The 16117-nt window shown below is 33.6% G+C and carries 16 protein-coding genes and 1 riboswitch; of the genes, 13 read left to right on the top strand and 3 right to left on the bottom strand.

What is annotated here, in order from left to right; translation table 11 throughout:
- Window positions 1–49: 49 nt before the first annotated feature.
- Window positions 50–187: a hypothetical protein gene (locus BAQ44_RS31035; protein ID WP_061680200.1), complete on the bottom strand. Its 138-nt coding sequence runs from the start codon at window positions 185–187 to the stop codon at window positions 50–52.
- 139 nt (window positions 188–326) lie between these two features.
- Window positions 327–473, top strand: a riboswitch (cyclic di-AMP (ydaO/yuaA leader).
- Window positions 474–617: 144 nt separating this feature from the next.
- Between BAQ44_RS31035 and BAQ44_RS11915 the strand changes: the two genes are divergently transcribed.
- From BAQ44_RS11915 to BAQ44_RS11860, 12 genes are all read left to right on the top strand, one after another.
- A complete protein-coding gene (locus BAQ44_RS11915; RefSeq protein WP_071721770.1) occupies window positions 618–2444 on the top strand; it encodes a potassium transporter KimA in 1827 nt (608 codons plus the stop codon).
- Window positions 2445–3037: 593 nt separating this feature from the next.
- Window positions 3038–4198 (top strand): non-hemolytic enterotoxin NHE subunit A, encoded by a 1161-nt coding sequence (gene nheA, locus BAQ44_RS11910; protein WP_071721769.1) that lies wholly within the window; start codon window positions 3038–3040, stop codon window positions 4196–4198.
- A gap of 31 nt (window positions 4199–4229) precedes the next feature.
- Window positions 4230–5438, top strand: coding sequence for a non-hemolytic enterotoxin NHE subunit B (gene nheB / locus BAQ44_RS11905; RefSeq protein ID WP_063260194.1), 1209 nt, complete (start codon window positions 4230–4232; stop codon window positions 5436–5438).
- A 107-nt stretch (window positions 5439–5545) separates the two neighbouring features.
- Window positions 5546–6625 carry a non-hemolytic enterotoxin NHE subunit C gene (gene nheC, locus BAQ44_RS11900; RefSeq protein WP_063260195.1) on the top strand — a complete coding sequence of 360 codons (1080 nt, stop codon included), beginning with the start codon at window positions 5546–5548 and terminating at the stop codon, window positions 6623–6625.
- A gap of 161 nt (window positions 6626–6786) precedes the next feature.
- On the top strand, window positions 6787–7413 hold the full coding sequence (locus BAQ44_RS11895; RefSeq protein WP_061680205.1) for a LysE family translocator: 627 nt from the start codon (window positions 6787–6789) through the stop codon (window positions 7411–7413).
- A 354-nt stretch (window positions 7414–7767) separates the two neighbouring features.
- The gene (gene deoR / locus BAQ44_RS11890; RefSeq protein ID WP_071721768.1) at window positions 7768–8715 is read left to right on the top strand and encodes a DNA-binding transcriptional repressor DeoR; all 948 of its coding nucleotides are present in this window, start codon (window positions 7768–7770) and stop codon (window positions 8713–8715) included.
- 307 nt (window positions 8716–9022) lie between these two features.
- Window positions 9023–9694, top strand: coding sequence for a deoxyribose-phosphate aldolase (gene deoC, locus BAQ44_RS11885; RefSeq protein WP_001017444.1), 672 nt, complete (start codon window positions 9023–9025; stop codon window positions 9692–9694).
- Window positions 9695–9796: 102 nt separating this feature from the next.
- The gene (locus BAQ44_RS11880) at window positions 9797–10978 is read left to right on the top strand and encodes a NupC/NupG family nucleoside CNT transporter (protein WP_000876173.1); all 1182 of its coding nucleotides are present in this window, start codon (window positions 9797–9799) and stop codon (window positions 10976–10978) included.
- A 36-nt stretch (window positions 10979–11014) separates the two neighbouring features.
- Window positions 11015–12316, top strand: a complete 1302-nt coding sequence (locus tag BAQ44_RS11875) for a pyrimidine-nucleoside phosphorylase (RefSeq protein ID WP_001983022.1) — start codon at window positions 11015–11017, stop codon at window positions 12314–12316.
- Between the two features lie 33 nt (window positions 12317–12349).
- The gene (locus BAQ44_RS11870; RefSeq protein WP_000358522.1) at window positions 12350–12745 is read left to right on the top strand and encodes a cytidine deaminase; all 396 of its coding nucleotides are present in this window, start codon (window positions 12350–12352) and stop codon (window positions 12743–12745) included.
- 146 nt (window positions 12746–12891) lie between these two features.
- Window positions 12892–13287 carry a DUF2871 domain-containing protein gene (locus BAQ44_RS11865; protein WP_071721767.1) on the top strand — a complete coding sequence of 132 codons (396 nt, stop codon included), beginning with the start codon at window positions 12892–12894 and terminating at the stop codon, window positions 13285–13287.
- A 17-nt stretch (window positions 13288–13304) separates the two neighbouring features.
- Window positions 13305–13784, top strand: coding sequence for a CcdC family protein (locus BAQ44_RS11860; RefSeq protein ID WP_071721766.1), 480 nt, complete (start codon window positions 13305–13307; stop codon window positions 13782–13784).
- Between the two features lie 50 nt (window positions 13785–13834).
- On the opposite strand, the gene BAQ44_RS11855 is transcribed toward BAQ44_RS11860, so the two are convergent.
- Window positions 13835–14065: a DUF896 domain-containing protein gene (locus BAQ44_RS11855; RefSeq protein WP_000789775.1), complete on the bottom strand. Its 231-nt coding sequence runs from the start codon at window positions 14063–14065 to the stop codon at window positions 13835–13837.
- Between the two features lie 243 nt (window positions 14066–14308).
- On the opposite strand from BAQ44_RS11855, the gene BAQ44_RS11850 reads away from it, so the two are divergent.
- Window positions 14309–15223 carry an HPP family protein gene (locus tag BAQ44_RS11850; protein ID WP_071721765.1) on the top strand — a complete coding sequence of 305 codons (915 nt, stop codon included), beginning with the start codon at window positions 14309–14311 and terminating at the stop codon, window positions 15221–15223.
- 71 nt (window positions 15224–15294) lie between these two features.
- Here BAQ44_RS11850 and BAQ44_RS11845 read toward each other — a convergent pair whose 3' ends face one another.
- A complete protein-coding gene (locus BAQ44_RS11845) occupies window positions 15295–16002 on the bottom strand; it encodes an alpha/beta fold hydrolase (protein WP_063260199.1) in 708 nt (235 codons plus the stop codon).
- Window positions 16003–16117 lie beyond the last annotated feature (115 nt).

Raw genomic sequence — 16117 nt, 5'->3', positions numbered from 1 at the left:
CGATTGGTTCAACTAATAATCAGTGGGGGATGAAGAAAACCCCCACTGATTAAAGTTTCACTTTATTTCTTTTCGTTCTATCTGTCAAATTTATTTCCTGTTCACGTTTACCGTATAATTGATTAATTTCATTTGCTAATGCATCTAAATAGGAATCGGAAAAAATAGGCTTCTTTTCTTTAGACATATGGGTCTCCTTTATCGATTTTTTAATATTCATTATGTATATTTACCGGCGGATTATGCGCAATCATTTAAATTTTTTCTTTTTCAAAATTTTTGTTTACATTTTGAAAATAAAGGAGTATTATAATCCACAGTTTCAATTTTCTAAATCGCTGAAACCGCATGGTACGGGGGACCCGTTCTTATGGATTAGTACGTAATCCAATGGGGTGAATCCTTGAAAAAGGTAGGGCTACTCATAGGCCCGAATCCGACAGCTAACCTCGTAAGCGTTATATTGAGAAGGAAGGTGGAGCTTGTGCGACAAAAAAAATAATGTCTACAAGTCTATTTCGTTATGGCTTGTAGACATTTTTTGTTTCCTGAAGAAATCGTTTATCCGCTGTAACTAACAGAAAAGTTCGTACAAAATTATTGGAGAGTGGACAGCAGTGGTTTCATCAATCAAAAGGTTTTTAATTGGAAGGCCGTTAAAATCAACTGAGTTAGGAGAGCAAAAGCTTAATAAAACGAAGGCACTAGCCATTTTATCTTCTGACGCATTGTCATCGGTCGCATACGGACCAGAGCAAATATTAATCGCATTAACAGGTCTAGGGGCAATAGCTTATTGGTATTCCATTCCGATAGCTGTTGGGGTATTAGTATTATTAACTGCTCTTATTTTATCTTATCGACAAATTATTTTCGCTTACCCGCATGGCGGAGGAGCGTATGTTGTATCAAAAGAAAATTTAGGGATGAATCCAGGGTTAATAGCTGGAGGATCTTTATTAGTCGATTATATTTTAACTGTTGCAGTAAGTGTATCTGCAGGTACAGATGCGATTACGTCTGCTTTTCCGAGCTTACATGCACATAAAGTAATTATTGCAGTTATATTTGTTATATTGATTACGATATTAAATTTAAGAGGTGTAACGGAATCAGCTTCCGTTTTAGCATATCCAGTTTATTTATTCGTTTTAGCACTATTCATATTAATTGGGGTAGGGATTTATAATATTTTAACTGGTCACGTGTCGCAGGCCTTACACACGCCGATTGGAACACCAGTTGCGGGAATTAGTTTGTTCTTACTGTTACGAGCATTTGCATCAGGTAGTTCGGCTTTAACAGGTGTTGAAGCAATTTCAAATGCAATTCCAAACTTTAAGGATCCTGCGCCAAACAATGCAGCGAAAACATTGCTTGCAATGGGTGCATTACTTGCTGTTTTATTTTCAGGAATTGTTTTCTTAGCTTATTATTACGGAATTTCTCCAAGTAAGGAAGTAACAGTTGTTTCACAAATTGCTGAACAAACATTTGGACGTAATTTCATGTACTATTTCATACAGGGTACAACGGCTTTAATATTAATTCTTGCTGCTAACACAGGGTATTCTGCATTTCCGCTATTAGCAGTTAACCTTGCAAAAGACAAATTCATACCGAGAATGTTTACGATTAGAGGAGACCGCCTAGGTTACTCAAACGGTATTATTATACTGGGGATTGCTTCGATTATTTTAATTGTAGCTTTCCAAGGGCAAACAGAACATTTAATCCCGTTATATGCAGTAGGGGTATTTATTCCATTTACACTTTCTCAAACTGGTATGGTATTAAAATGGCTTCGTGAAAAGCCTGAAGGATGGGCTTTGAGATTAACGGTCAATTTAATTGGAGCAGTCATTAGTTTTATTGTAATGAGTATGTTCTTTTTAACTAAATTCGCACAAGTTTGGTCGATACTTATTTTCTTACCTGCAATCATATTCCTATTCCACAGAATTAAGAGGCACTATGATGCGGTTGGTGATCAGTTAAGTTTAAAAACTTGTGAACCTCTAGTTCCGATTAAGGGAAATGTAATTGTCGTTCCTGTGGCTGGTATGACACATGTGGTAGAAAATTCATTGAACTATGCGAAGTCTCTTTCTGCAGATCAAGTAATTGCTGTATATGTTGCTTTTGACAGAGAAGAGGAAAAGAAATTCGAAGAGAAATGGAAGAAGTGGCAACCTGAAGTAAGACTTGTTACATTGCATTCGCATTATAGAAGCATTCTTCAACCGCTAACAAAGTTTATTGATACAGTGCAATATAAAGCGAGTGAATCAAATTACCGAGTTACGGTCGTTATACCACAGTTCATTCCGAAAAAAGGTTGGCATAACATTCTTCATAACCAGTCTAGTTTACTCATTCGTGCGTATTTACTCTATAAAAGAAATGTTGTTATTACGACAGTTCCATATCATTTGAAAAAGTAAGAAGATTTTTTAAGGATAGCTTCATGAAAGTGAAGCTATCCTTTTTGTGTATACACTATGCATAATTGCATATGAGACTAAAAAGTATATTGATATAATTTTTATATCTATGGATAAGTAGGAATTTTCGTTGTGATATATGGATATTTCAATTGAAATAGTGTAGCGGATTATATTTTGAAATAAGGACATGAAAGCTTGAAAATAAAGGGAATGAAAATACTTCTTTACGATAGATAAATAGCTGTGTTTAAATGACCTTACAGTACAAAACTTACATGAAAACAAAACGAAATTTCATATTTACGTACGTTATTTAGTTTAAAATGAATAATATTTTCATGTAATATATTCACTGTGTGAATGTGGAAATGGCTATAAAATAGAAATTTTATACAATGTTATTCATACTAATCACATATGAAATGTTTTATAACAATAAGTAAGTACTGTAGCAATAAAAGTTGAGAGAGGTGGTTCATACATGGATCGCGGTGAGAACGTTCTCTATTTTAACCATCTCAAATTATGTGCAAGAAAATAGAATAATAAAATGCGATAGTAATAGTTGCTAATACATAGGAGGAGTTAAAGTGAAAAAGACTTTAATTACAGGGTTATTGGTTACAGCAGTATCTACGAGTTGTTTTATTCCTGTAAGCGCTTACGCAATGGAGGGGCAAACAGAAGTGAAAACAGTATATGCACAAAATGTAATTGCTCCAAATACATTATCTAATTCAATTCGAATGTTAGGATCACAGTCACCGCTAATACAAGCATACGGATTAGTTATTTTACAACAGCCAGACATTAAGGTGAATGCGATGAGTAGTTTGACGAATCATCAAAAGTTTGCGAAGGCAAATGTAAGAGAGTGGATTGATGAATATAATCCGAAGCTAATCGACTTAAATCAAGAGATGATGAGATATAGTACTAGATTTAATAGCTATTATAGTAAGCTCTATGAACTAGCAGGAAACGTAAATGAAGATGAACAAGCAAAAACAGATTTTACAGGTGCATATGGAAAGTTACAATTGCAAGTACAAAGCATCCAAGAGAGTATGGAGCGAGATTTATTAGAGTTAAATCGATTTAAAATGGTATTAGATAAAGATAGTAGCAACTTATCAATTAAAGCCGATGAAGCAATCAAAACATTACAAGGATCAAGCGGAGATATTGTGAAGTTAAGAGAAGATATTAAAAGAATTCAAGGGGAAATTCAAGCTGAACTAACGACTATTTTGAATAGACCTCAAGAAATTATTAAAGGTTCTATTAATATCGGTAAACAAGTATTTACAATTACAAATCAAACTGCACAAACGAAAACAATTGATTTTGTTTCTATCGGTACTTTAAGTAATGAAATTGTAAATGCTGCAGATAGTCAAACGAGGGAAGCGGCTCTTCGCATTCAGCAAAAGCAAAAAGAGCTACTACCACTTATTCAAAAGCTATCACAAACTGAAGCAGAAGCGACACAAATTACATTTGTTGAAGATCAAGTAAGTAGCTTTACAGAACTAATCGATCGTCAAATTATAACTTTAGAAACGTTATTAACAGATTGGAAAGTTTTAAATAATAATATGATCCAAATTCAAAAGAATGTTGAAGAAGGCACATATACAGATAGTAGTTTACTTCAAAAACATTTCAATCAAATTAAAAAAGTAAGTGATGAAATGAATAAGCAAACAAATCAATTTGAAGATTACGTTACAAACGTTGAAGTACATTAAAAATAAGTAACGATATAGGGAGAGAAGAAAAATGACAAAAAAACCTTATAAAGTAATGGCTCTATCAGCACTTATGGCAGTATTTGCAGCAGGGAACATCATGCCAGCTCATACGTATGCAGCTGAAAGTACAGTGAAACAAGCTCCAGTTCATGCGGTAGCAAAAGCTTATAATGACTATGAGGAATACTCATTAGGACCAGAAGGCTTAAAAGATGCAATGGAAAGAACAGGTTCAAATGCTTTAGTAATGGATCTGTACGCTTTAACAATTATTAAACAAGGTAATGTTAACTTTGGTAATGTATCGTCTGTTGATACGGCTTTAAAAGGGAAAGTGATTCAGCACCAGGATACAGCTAGAGGAAATGCGAAGCAATGGTTAGATGTATTAAAACCACAGCTTATTTCAACGAATCAAAATATTATTAATTACAATACGAAATTCCAAAACTATTATGATACTTTAGTTACTGCGGTAGACGCAAAAGATAAAGCGACTCTTACGAAAGGGTTAACTAGATTATCAAGTAGTATTAATGAAAATAAAGCGCAGGTAGATCAGTTAGTAGAAGACTTGAAGAAATTCCGAAACAAAATGACGTCCGATACGCAAAACTTCAAGGGTGATGCAAATCAAATTACATCTATATTAGCTAGTCAAGATGCAGGAATCCCGCTTCTGCAAAATCAAATTACAACGTATAATGAAGCGATTAGTAAGTATAATGCAATTATTATTGGTTCATCAGTTGCGACAGCTCTAGGGCCAATTGCCATTATTGGTGGTGCAGTAGTCATTGCTACAGGTGCAGGAACGCCGCTAGGAGTCGCGTTAATTGCAGGTGGTGCAGCAGCAGTAGGCGGTGGTACAGCTGGAATCGTATTAGCGAAGAAAGAGCTTGATAATGCACAAGCTGAAATTCAAAAAATAACAGGACAAGTTACAACTGCTCAATTAGAAGTAGCTGGGTTAACGAATATTAAAACACAAACGGAGTATTTAACAAATACAATTGATACTGCAATTACAGCGTTGCAAAACATTTCAAACCAATGGTACACAATGGGATCAAAATACAATTCTTTACTTCAAAATGTAGATTCAATTAGTCCAAACGACCTTGTTTTCATTAAAGAAGATTTAAACATTGCGAAAGATAGCTGGAAAAACATTAAAGATTATGCAGAAAAGATTTATGCTGAAGATATTAAAGTAGTAGATACGAAAAAAGCTTAATCAAATACGAATCGTTAGAGCGTTACGTATTGATGAATGATTTGAAGCTCCTGTTCAGTTGTGAGCAGGAGCTTTTTATACTCTTATAAAGAAAATAGGTGAAAAGAATGCAGAAACGATTTTATAAAAAATGTCTTTTAGCGTTAATGATTGCTGGGGTGGCAACGAGTAACACATTTCCTTTACATCCTTTTGCAGCAGAACCAAATGTAAAAACATTGCAAGAAAGTGTGAAAAATTATTCGTTAGGGCCAGCTGGATTCCAAGATGTAATGGCGCAAACGACATCGAGCATATTTGCAATGGATTCATATGCAAAATTAATTCAAAATCAGCAAGAGACTGATTTGAGTAAAATAAGTTCCATTAATAGTGAGTTTAAAGGAAATATGGTTCAGCACCAAAGAGATGCAAAAATTAACGCAGCGTATTGGTTAGATCATATGAAGCCTCAAATTATGAAAACAGATCAAAATATTATTAATTACAATAATACTTTTCAAGCGTATTATAATAGCATGTTAATAGCGATTGAACAAAAGGATAGTGGGAAATTAAAAGCGGATTTAGAAAAATTGTATGCGGATATTGTAAAGAATCAAAATGAGGTAGATGTATTATTAGGGGATTTGAAAGCTTTTCGCGATAGAATGGCGAAAGACACAAATAGTTTTAAAGAGGATACAAATCAATTAACATCGATTTTGGCAAGTACGAATGCTGGTATTCCAGCTCTAGAGCAACAAATAAATACATATAATGATTCAATCAAAAAGAGTAATGATATGGTCATTGCTGGTGGCGTACTGTGCGTAGCGCTAATAACATGTCTTGCTGGTGGACCGATGATTGCTATTGCGAAAAAAGATATCGCCAATGCAGAACGAGAAATCACCAATTTAAAGGATAGAATTTCTGGAGCACAAGCAGAAGTGGCAATATTGACAGATGTAAAAAATAAAACAACAAATATGACTGAAACGATTGATGCAGCAATTACAGCACTGCAAAATATATCAAATCAATGGTATACAGTAGGGGCAAAATATAATAATTTACTACAAAACGTAAAAGGAATCAGCCCTGAAGAATTTACCTTCATAAAAGAAGATTTACATACAGCGAAAGATAGCTGGAAAGATGTAAAAGATTATACAGAAAAATTACATGAAGGTGTGGCGAAGTAAACAGTGGACTAGTTCCGCTGTTTATTTTTTATCCTGTTTTTGTGAGAGGTGGATTTGTAATTTGATAGATAAATTTCTGATTAAGCTTTTTGTATTTAATGTTTTAATGAAAAAAGCTATACTGTAAGCAAAACTAAAAATTGGAAAGGAAATACTAGAACATGGAAAATTATCTACTATTTATCCTTACAGCAATGTTAATCATAATGATGCCTGGTCCTGGTTTTGCACTAGTTACAAAAAATACTATCTCGCATGGTAAAAATGGCGGGATAAAGACTGTTTTAGGAACGATATCTGGAATGATGATTCATACAATAATGGCTACGTTAGGACTTTCTGCTATCTTAATGAAATTTGCTATGTTATTTACATTTATAAAATATGCTGGCGCAGTTTATTTAATTTACTTAGCTGTAAAGTCAATTAAAAGTGCCTTACATAAAAAAGAAGATATATCAGGTTCAGTAGAAATGGAATCTAAGAATATTGGTGCAATTAAAAGCTTTAGACAAGGATTTACTACGGCAATTTTAAACCCAAAAACTGCTGTATTTTTCCTTAGTTTTTTACCCCAATTTATTGTGAGTAATCAAAATCATTTCTTACAATTTCTTTTATTAGGAGTCACATTTACGACTTTGACAGCAATATGGTATTTACTTTATATCTCACTCATACGTCAATTAAGAACTTTTTTAAGAAAAGAAAGAGTGAACCGTACAATAGAGGGTATTACAGGCGCCGTATTATTAGTATTTGGAGTTAGATTGTTTTTCCAAAAATAAATATGTATATGAAAAGAGAAATAATCACTATTGATTATTTCTTTTATTTGTTTATTCCAAAACTACTATTTTACACGCTCATACTGATTTTAAAAACATATCTAATTTGAACTTTAAAAATGACTACCTTAATAACCTGACCGATTTGCTTTATAAGAAAAAATCTTACATTATGGGGGCGGGCAGATAACTAGTAGGGGATGGATAAAAAATCATTGATTAAAGTTTCGTTTTAAATACTAAGTGTAGTAGAAGTTCAGATAGATAAAATTCGGTAGTCGAAATTTCTTGCATAAAGCTGTATAATGCTTGTAACGAAAAGGAAATACAGGAAAGGATATGTAACGAGTTACTATGGATAAAGATAAACAACAATTAAGCGTTGAAGTTGCAAGATTATATTATCAATCAGATTATAGTCAGCAAGAAATTGCTAACAAATTAAATATTTCAAGACCGACTATCTCTCGATTATTAAAGTACGCGAAAGAAAAAGGGTTTGTTCAAATTAGTATAGCCGATCCATTTGCTGATTTAGATAACGTTGGAAATTTACTGAAAGAAAAGTACAACTTGTTAGAGGCACATGTCGTATTTTCTCCAGTGCCAGAATATGCAACGATTACAGAGTATATTAGTAAATATGCAGCTGAGTATATGGAAAAGACGGTTAAAAACGGTGATATCGTTGGTGTAAGCTGGGGAATGACGATGTATGAAATCGCTAGAAAAATCGTACCACAACATGTAAAAGGTGTAGAAGTTGTCCAGTTAAAAGGTGGTATTAGTCATTCGAGTGTAAATACATATGCGAATGAGACCATTGCTTTATTTGCAGATGCTTTTCAAACGACGCCAAGAAATTTACCACTACCAGTAATATTTGATAATGCAGTGACAAAGGAATTAGTAGAGCAGGATCGACATATTCATCATATTATTGAAATGGGGAAACAAGCGAATATTGCAATTTTCACTGTAGGGACAGTGCGAGACGAAGCGCTATTATTCCGATTAGGCTATTTCGATAAGGATGAAACAAGTTTACTCAAAAAACAATCGGTCGGTGACATTTGTTCACGTTTCTTTGATGGAGACGGAAATATTAGTAGTGAAGAAATTAATCAACGTACAATTGGGATTGAGTTAGAAGAATTAAAATTGAAGAAACGCTCTATTTTAGTTGCCGGTGGTAATAGAAAAATAAAATCAATTGATGGTGCGTTACGTGGCGGGTATGCAAATGTATTAATTATTGATCAGCATACAGCAAAAGAACTGTTACATTATCAAAAAGATTAGAAATAAAAGGCTTTCTCAAGATGTTAATTTTGAGAAAGCCTTTTATTTTGTTATGTATAAATTACAGGAGTGTTTTTTGAATACAAATTGCCTTTTTAAAAATAATTATGGATATTGAGATACATACTACCATTGTTAATATAAAAGTTTTGATTTTAAATAGGAAATGTTTCTTCGTTAGAATGCGCTTTATTTACTACAAGAAAATAACTTTTCAAAAAGAGTGAACAAAATTTCAAAAGTGTATTTACATTTGTTCAACTAAGAGTTAGAATGAAGTTGTTAAAAGATATGAGGAGTGAAGATAATGAATATTGCAAAGTTAATTGACCATACAATTTTAAAAGCTAATACTACAAAAGAAGATGTTATGAAAGTAATCGAAGAAGCAAAGGAATATAAATTCGCTTCTGTTTGTATTAATCCTACATGGGTGAAGCTAGCTGCTGAAGAATTAGCTGGACATGACGTAGATGTTTGTACTGTAATCGGTTTCCCATTAGGAGCAAGCACTACTGAAACAAAAGCTTTCGAAACAAAAGATGCTATTGCAAAAGGTGCAACTGAAGTTGATATGGTAATCAACGTAGGCGCTTTAAAAGATGGCGATAATGAGTTCGTTGAAAAAGATATTTATGAAGTAGTACAAGCAGCAAAAGGAAAAGCTCTTGTAAAAGTAATCATTGAAACTTGCCTGTTAACAGATGAAGAGAAAGTACGCGCTTGTGAATTATCAGTAAAAGCTGGTGCTGATTTCGTAAAAACTTCAACTGGATTCTCAACTGGCGGAGCAACTGCTGAAGACATCGCATTAATGCGTAAAACAGTTGGACCAAACGTTGGTGTAAAAGCATCTGGTGGCGTTCGTACACGTGAAGATGCAGACAAAATGGTAGCTGCTGGAGCTTCTCGCGTTGGAGCAAGTGCTAGTGTTGCAATCGTATTAAATGATGCAAAAGGTGCTACAGATAACTACTAATCATTAATGAAGTCAAAAGCAATAGATACACAAAGTAAAGTGTATCTATTGCTTTAATAATTGAAAAAAATGTAAGCGGATACGAATGGGAGGAGACGGCTTATGAAATACTTAATTGGTATTTTTGGCCTCGTATTGATTTTAGGTATCGCTTGGCTTGCTAGTAATAATAGAAAGAAAGTCAAATATCGCCCAATCATAACGATGGTTATATTACAATTTATTTTGGGGTTTTTATTATTAAATACAAGTGTAGGGAATATATTAATTAGCGGAATAGCAGATGGTTTTGGAGAGTTATTAAAATATGCCGCTGATGGTGTGAATTTCGTATTTGGTGGATTAGTAAATCAAAAAGAGTTCTCGTTCTTTTTAAGTGTATTAATGCCAATCGTATTTATATCAGCTTTAATAGGTATTTTGCAACACATTAAAGTATTACCTATTATTGTGAAATCTATCGGTCTAGCATTAAGTAAAGTAAATGGAATGGGGAAACTAGAATCATATAATGCAGTTGCATCTGCGATTTTAGGACAATCTGAAGTGTTTATTTCAGTTAAGAAACAATTAGGGTTATTGCCAGAGAAAAGGATGTATACATTATGTGCATCTGCAATGTCTACCGTTTCAATGTCTATCGTCGGATCATATATGGTGTTATTAAAACCGCAATATGTTGTAACCGCTTTAGTTCTTAACTTATTTGGTGGTTTTATTATCGCTTCTATCATTAACCCGTATGAAGTTACTGAAGAAGAAGATATGTTAGAAGTACAAGAAGAAGAGAAAAAGACTTTCTTTGAAGTATTAGGGGAATACATTATAGATGGATTTAAAGTTGCGATTACAGTAGCAGCTATGTTAGTCGGTTTCGTTGCTTTAATCGCATTCATTAATGCAGTATTTAAAGGTGTAATTGGTATTTCGTTCCAAGAAATACTTGGTTATGTATTTGCACCATTTGCATTTATTATGGGTGTACCTTGGCACGAAGCAGTTAATGCCGGAAATATTATGGCAACAAAATTAGTATCAAATGAATTTGTCGCTATGACAGATTTAGCACAAGGAAACTTTAATTTCTCAGATAGAACGACAGCGATTATATCTGTATTCTTAGTTTCATTTGCAAACTTCTCTTCAATTGGAATTATTGCAGGGGCAGTTAAGAGCTTAAATGAAAAGCAAGGGAATGTAGTCGCAAGATTCGGTTTGAAATTACTTTTCGGTGCAACATTAGTAAGTTTCTTATCAGCAACAATCGTTGGCTTATTATTTTAATAGATTTATATCATATAAAAAGGAATGGTGATTGTAATGAGAATGGTAGATATTATTGCAAAAAAACGTGACGGCAAAGAATTAACGACTGAAGAAATCAAATTCTTTATTAATGGATATACAGATGGAAGTATCCCTGATTATCAAGTGAGTGCGCTTGCAATGGCAATCTTCTTTAAAGATATGACAGATCGTGAACGTGCAGATTTAACGATGGCAATGGTGGAGTCTGGAGAAACAATCGATTTATCAGCAATTGAAGGAATTAAAGTAGACAAACATTCAACTGGCGGTGTAGGTGATACAACAACATTAGTATTAGGGCCATTAGTAGCTGCTTTAGATGTGCCAGTAGCAAAAATGTCTGGTCGTGGTTTAGGACATACAGGCGGAACAATTGATAAGTTAGAAGCGGTAGAAGGATTCCACGTTGAAATTACGAAAGAGCAGTTCATTGATATTGTAAACCGTGATAAAGTAGCTGTTATTGGACAAACAGGAAACTTAACACCAGCCGATAAAAAGATTTATGCATTACGCGATGTAACAGGAACAGTAAACTCAATTCCTTTAATCGCAAGTTCAATTATGAGTAAAAAAATTGCAGCTGGTGCTGACGCGATCGTACTTGATGTAAAAACAGGTGCTGGCGCATTTATGAAAACAGAAGAAGATGCAAAAGAATTAGCACATGCAATGGTACGTATCGGAAATAATGTAGGACGTCAAACTATGGCTGTTATTTCAGATATGTCACAACCTCTTGGATTTGCGATTGGTAATGCTCTAGAAGTGAAAGAAGCGATTGATACGTTAAAAGGTGAAGGTCCAGAAGATTTAACAGAATTAGTACTTGTATTAGGAAGTCAAATGGTCGTACTTGCGAAAAAAGCAAATACATTAGAAGAAGCTCGTGAAATGCTAATTGAAGTTATGAAAAACGGAAAAGCAACTGAGAAGTTTAAAGAGTTCTTAAGCAATCAAGGCGGAGATAGCTCAATTGTAGACAATCCAGAAAAAATGCCACAGGCGAAGTATGTAATTGATGTACCAGCTAAAACTTCAGGTGTTATTTCTAACATTGTTGCAGATGAGATTGGTATTGCAGCTATGTTACTAGGTGCTGGACGTGCAACAAAAGAAGATGAAATTGATTTAGCAGTAGGATTAATGTTACGTAAAAAAGTTGGCGATGCAGTAAAAGAAGGCGAGCCATTCGTAACGATCTATGCAAATCGTGAAAATGTAGAAGATGTAAAAGCAAAAATTTATGAGAACATTTCTATCGCTGAAACAGCAGTGGCTCCTAAATTAGTTCATACAGTGATTACTGACTAATCATAATTACACTTACTTTGAGGAGGAAATAATATGGATAAGAAAAAATATATTGAAGAAGCAAATAAGATGTTAGCAAAAGCATATATTCCGTATTCAAAATTTCCTGTTGGTGCAGCGTTAGTTACGAAAGAAGGTAAAATCTATACTGGTTGTAATATAGAAAATGCTTCTTACGGTTTATGTAACTGTGCAGAAAGAACAGCGATCTTTAAAGCAGTATCAGAAGGGGAGCGCGATTTTAGTTACTTAGTTATTACAGGCGAAACGGATGGACCGATTTCACCATGTGGTGCTTGTAGACAAGTGATAGCTGAATTCTGTGAACCGAAAATGCCAGTTTTACTAACGAATGTAAAAGGCGACGAAAAAGAAGTGACTGTTGAGCAGTTACTTCCAGGCGCTTTCTCGATAGAAGATTTAAAATAAGTTGAAAAGCCATTCCACAATTATTAATTGTGGGATGGCTTTTTTATTTTCAACAATTGAATGTAATATTTTGTTCATATTCCGTTCATAAACTTTGCTTAAAATAATTGCAGCGAATATAGAAAGTTTACAACAGGAGGAATAGAATGAAGAGATTATATAATGCGGCATTCATTTACTTAATTATTGGTTTATTATCAGGAGTATTTGCAAGAGAGTATACGAAAGCACAAGGAATTAAAGGATCCACAATGTTGCAATTGGTGCATACACATGTATTAGTGCTCGGTTTCGTATTCTGTTTAATTGCTTTAGCTTTATGTAAAGTGTTTCATGTACAAGAAACAAAGAGCTTTCGTGCATGGTTTGTTGTTTATAATGTAGGATTAATCTTTACTATCGCAACAATGCTATGGAGAGGTCTTCTACAAGTAAATGGAACTGACTTTAACGGTTTAAGCCATATGGCTGGATTAGGTCATGTTATTATAAGTATCGGGCTCGTTTGGTTTATGATTTTGCTCAAAAAGTCTGTTAAATAGATAGGGGTGGAGAGAGTATGATAGCACTTTTATCAAGTATTGTAGCGGTTTGTATGGCTGTTGGTGTCATGTTTCTGCGCTTTAAAGCAGCGAAAAAACCGGTAACGAAAAAGAAAATTATATTACCGCCAATTTTTATGAGCACTGGTGCAATGATGTACTTCTTACCAGAGTTTCGATTAACATCGTTAGAAATAATAGAGGCAATTAGCGTAGGACTTATTTTCTCTATATTTCTAATTAAAACAACTAAGCTCGAAATAAGGGCTGAACATATATTTATGAAACCGTCAAAAGCATTCATATTTATTTTAGTCGGATTATTGGCTGTACGAGTAGCGTTAAAATCATATTTAAGTCAATCAATTGATTTAGCACAGTTAAGCGGAATGTTTTTCTTACTTGCATTTGCGATGATTGTATCGTGGAGAATTGCGATGTATCGCTCATATGCTAAATTAGAAAAGACAATAAAAAGAGCTGGAATTTCTAAATAGGAATTCCGGCTCTTTTTATGTTTTATACGATTGCTTTTTTATCGCTAATTTCATTTGCTTAATTTTAAACGTATTTGAGCATCTTGTAATGCGGCTGGTGTAACGTTAAGACCATGTTGATCAACAATTTTTGTGTTTAATAAAATGGAATCTAAGCTTCCACGAAATGTTTTTGTATAGTTTTGACGCAACATTTGTTGTTCTTGTTTTTCATCAACTGTTAATCCAGATGCTTTTTCTTTTTTTGATAATTCGTTAATACGGAATAAAATGTTTTTCATTTGATTCACCTCTAGTTAAATTAATTACATTAGTTACTTACTAATGTATAGTTATTGTAACTTATCTTTTAATAAGTGTCAATGCCTAGAAACATTCCTTGTTTTGTAAGTGTATGTGGGGATAAAGAATGAAAAAACTAAATACTTGAAATAGAAAAGATGCTAATATACAATACCTTAGTAGGGTATATAAATGTATTATTTTACATTATGGAAGTAATAAGCAAAAAGGAGTATGTATGAATGAATGCAGTAATTTCAAAGAAAGAAACTATCATCTCATATACGATTGCTATTTCATTTATTTTAGCAATGGTAACAGCAGGTGTGTTATTAAATGATCCAGAAGTCATTTTGCCGGAAATAGCAGCAATGGCAGTTGCTTTATGGGCGTATCGTGAGCCAGGGTGGTTAAGACAACCAGAAAAAATCTTTATTGCAACGTCAATAACAGCTGTAATTGGTTTTATGGTGAATCAAATGGATATAGCCTATTTAGGGAAAGTAAGTTTAACACTTGTATTGATGTTGCTGTTTTTACGTGTAATTCAATCTAATTTAGCACCATCTATTGCGACAGGTTTATTACCAATAGTAACAAATGCGACGGAATGGTCATTTGTTATCGCAGTATTCGCTTTTACATTTATTTTAATGGTAGGTGTTCTTATATTTAAATTGAACAACGGTATTGAGCGAAAAATGAATATACAGTATAAATATATGACTGTATTTCTAATATTAAATTTCGTGTGGATCAGTTTATGTTGGATAACTGGTTATGAAAAATTAGCAGTTATTCCACCAATATTAGTTGTCGTGTATGAATCACTTCAAAAGCCGATGTACAATGAAAAAATGGCATTTAAACAAATATTAGTATTAACTACATCAGCAACTGTTGGAACGTTATTGTATTTTTCCATTGATTCATGGATTGTAGTCACTTTATTCAATATGATATTAATGCTTATTTTATTAAAAATCGTTGGAGTACGTATTCCAGCAGCGTATGCATTTCCGTTATTACCGCTCGTATTTCCTGATGAAATGATAAAAATGTTACCAGTAGTTTCATTTATTGCAGGGGTATTTTTATTTGGTACAGTACTGCTGTATAAAAAGTGGGAGATGAAGCAAAAGGGCATGCAAATGTAGTGAAGAAAATACAATCTCTAGTTAGCATAATAAATAGACACCTGCGGGTGTCTATTTTCATTAAATGAAATTTAGCGTAACTCATTTAAGCAATTAACAAGTTCTGTCGCTTTAGAAAAGAATGGTGAATGATCAGCTTCAAAAGTAATTATTTTCGTGCAAGGGGTCTCTGTATTCATTCGGCGCTGAAAATCAATTGGAATCGCTCTATCTAGAGTTGTTTCGATATAAATCCGATTTATAGTTCCAAAATTCTCTTCTGATATTTTTAGCTCTTGTTGGAACGGTCCTAGTGGTTGAGGACGCATTTGATTAAAAGATGCTTCTTTAATAGCGCCGTCTTCTGTAGCATTTAAAAATGTTTGTTCAATCAACTCTGGTATAAGTTCAGCAGTCAAGTCATTCTCATTTATAGAGAATTGTGGTCCGGTTTCTCCATTTAATTTACTACCAAGACTTTCTCCGTTTTGTGGTAAGAATGCACAAAGATATACTAATTTATCGATTTTATTGGGTATAAGTTCAGCAGTTTGAGTAATCACAATTCCACCCATACTATGTCCAACAAGAATAACTCTTTCATTTTGTTGATTTATAGTAGCTGTTACTGCATTAACATAGGAATCTAACGTTATATTTTGGGAGGGAGTCATATCTTTCCCGCTTCCAGGTAAGTCTAGTGTAATAACGGTGTGACCTAAAGCTTCTAGTTGAGGTTTTACTAATTCCCATGCCCATTCACCTTGCCATGCTCCATGTACTAAAACGTAAGTACTCATTTAATCAACACTCCTCTAATGTTTATATGTTTATTTTTTCGTAATATTGATGATGTATAATTAGTGTATATGAAGTGAGTTGATAAATATAATGAAGCTTATTTATAGATGATAT

The sequence above is a fragment of the Bacillus mobilis genome, assembly GCF_001884045.1.
Lineage (GTDB): Bacteria > Bacillota > Bacilli > Bacillales > Bacillaceae_G > Bacillus_A > Bacillus_A mobilis.
Note: the sequence above shows the minus strand (reverse complement) of the source record. Positions and strands in the feature narration are given on the sequence as shown.

Coding starts and splice junctions, on each gene's coding strand:
- BAQ44_RS31035 (WP_061680200.1), bottom strand. CDS start 187: ATGTCTAAAGAAAAGAAGCCTATTTTTTCCGATTCCTATTTAGATGCA.
- nheB (WP_063260194.1), top strand. CDS start 4,230: ATGACAAAAAAACCTTATAAAGTAATGGCTCTATCAGCACTTATGGCA.
- nheC (WP_063260195.1), top strand. CDS start 5,546: ATGCAGAAACGATTTTATAAAAAATGTCTTTTAGCGTTAATGATTGCT.
- BAQ44_RS11895 (WP_061680205.1), top strand. CDS start 6,787: ATGGAAAATTATCTACTATTTATCCTTACAGCAATGTTAATCATAATG.
- deoR (WP_071721768.1), top strand. CDS start 7,768: ATGGATAAAGATAAACAACAATTAAGCGTTGAAGTTGCAAGATTATAT.
- deoC (WP_001017444.1), top strand. CDS start 9,023: ATGAATATTGCAAAGTTAATTGACCATACAATTTTAAAAGCTAATACT.
- BAQ44_RS11880 (WP_000876173.1), top strand. CDS start 9,797: ATGAAATACTTAATTGGTATTTTTGGCCTCGTATTGATTTTAGGTATC.
- BAQ44_RS11875 (WP_001983022.1), top strand. CDS start 11,015: ATGAGAATGGTAGATATTATTGCAAAAAAACGTGACGGCAAAGAATTA.
- BAQ44_RS11870 (WP_000358522.1), top strand. CDS start 12,350: ATGGATAAGAAAAAATATATTGAAGAAGCAAATAAGATGTTAGCAAAA.
- BAQ44_RS11865 (WP_071721767.1), top strand. CDS start 12,892: ATGAAGAGATTATATAATGCGGCATTCATTTACTTAATTATTGGTTTA.
- BAQ44_RS11860 (WP_071721766.1), top strand. CDS start 13,305: ATGATAGCACTTTTATCAAGTATTGTAGCGGTTTGTATGGCTGTTGGT.
- BAQ44_RS11855 (WP_000789775.1), bottom strand. CDS start 14,065: ATGAAAAACATTTTATTCCGTATTAACGAATTATCAAAAAAAGAAAAA.
- BAQ44_RS11850 (WP_071721765.1), top strand. CDS start 14,309: ATGAATGCAGTAATTTCAAAGAAAGAAACTATCATCTCATATACGATT.
- BAQ44_RS11845 (WP_063260199.1), bottom strand. CDS start 16,002: ATGAGTACTTACGTTTTAGTACATGGAGCATGGCAAGGTGAATGGGCA.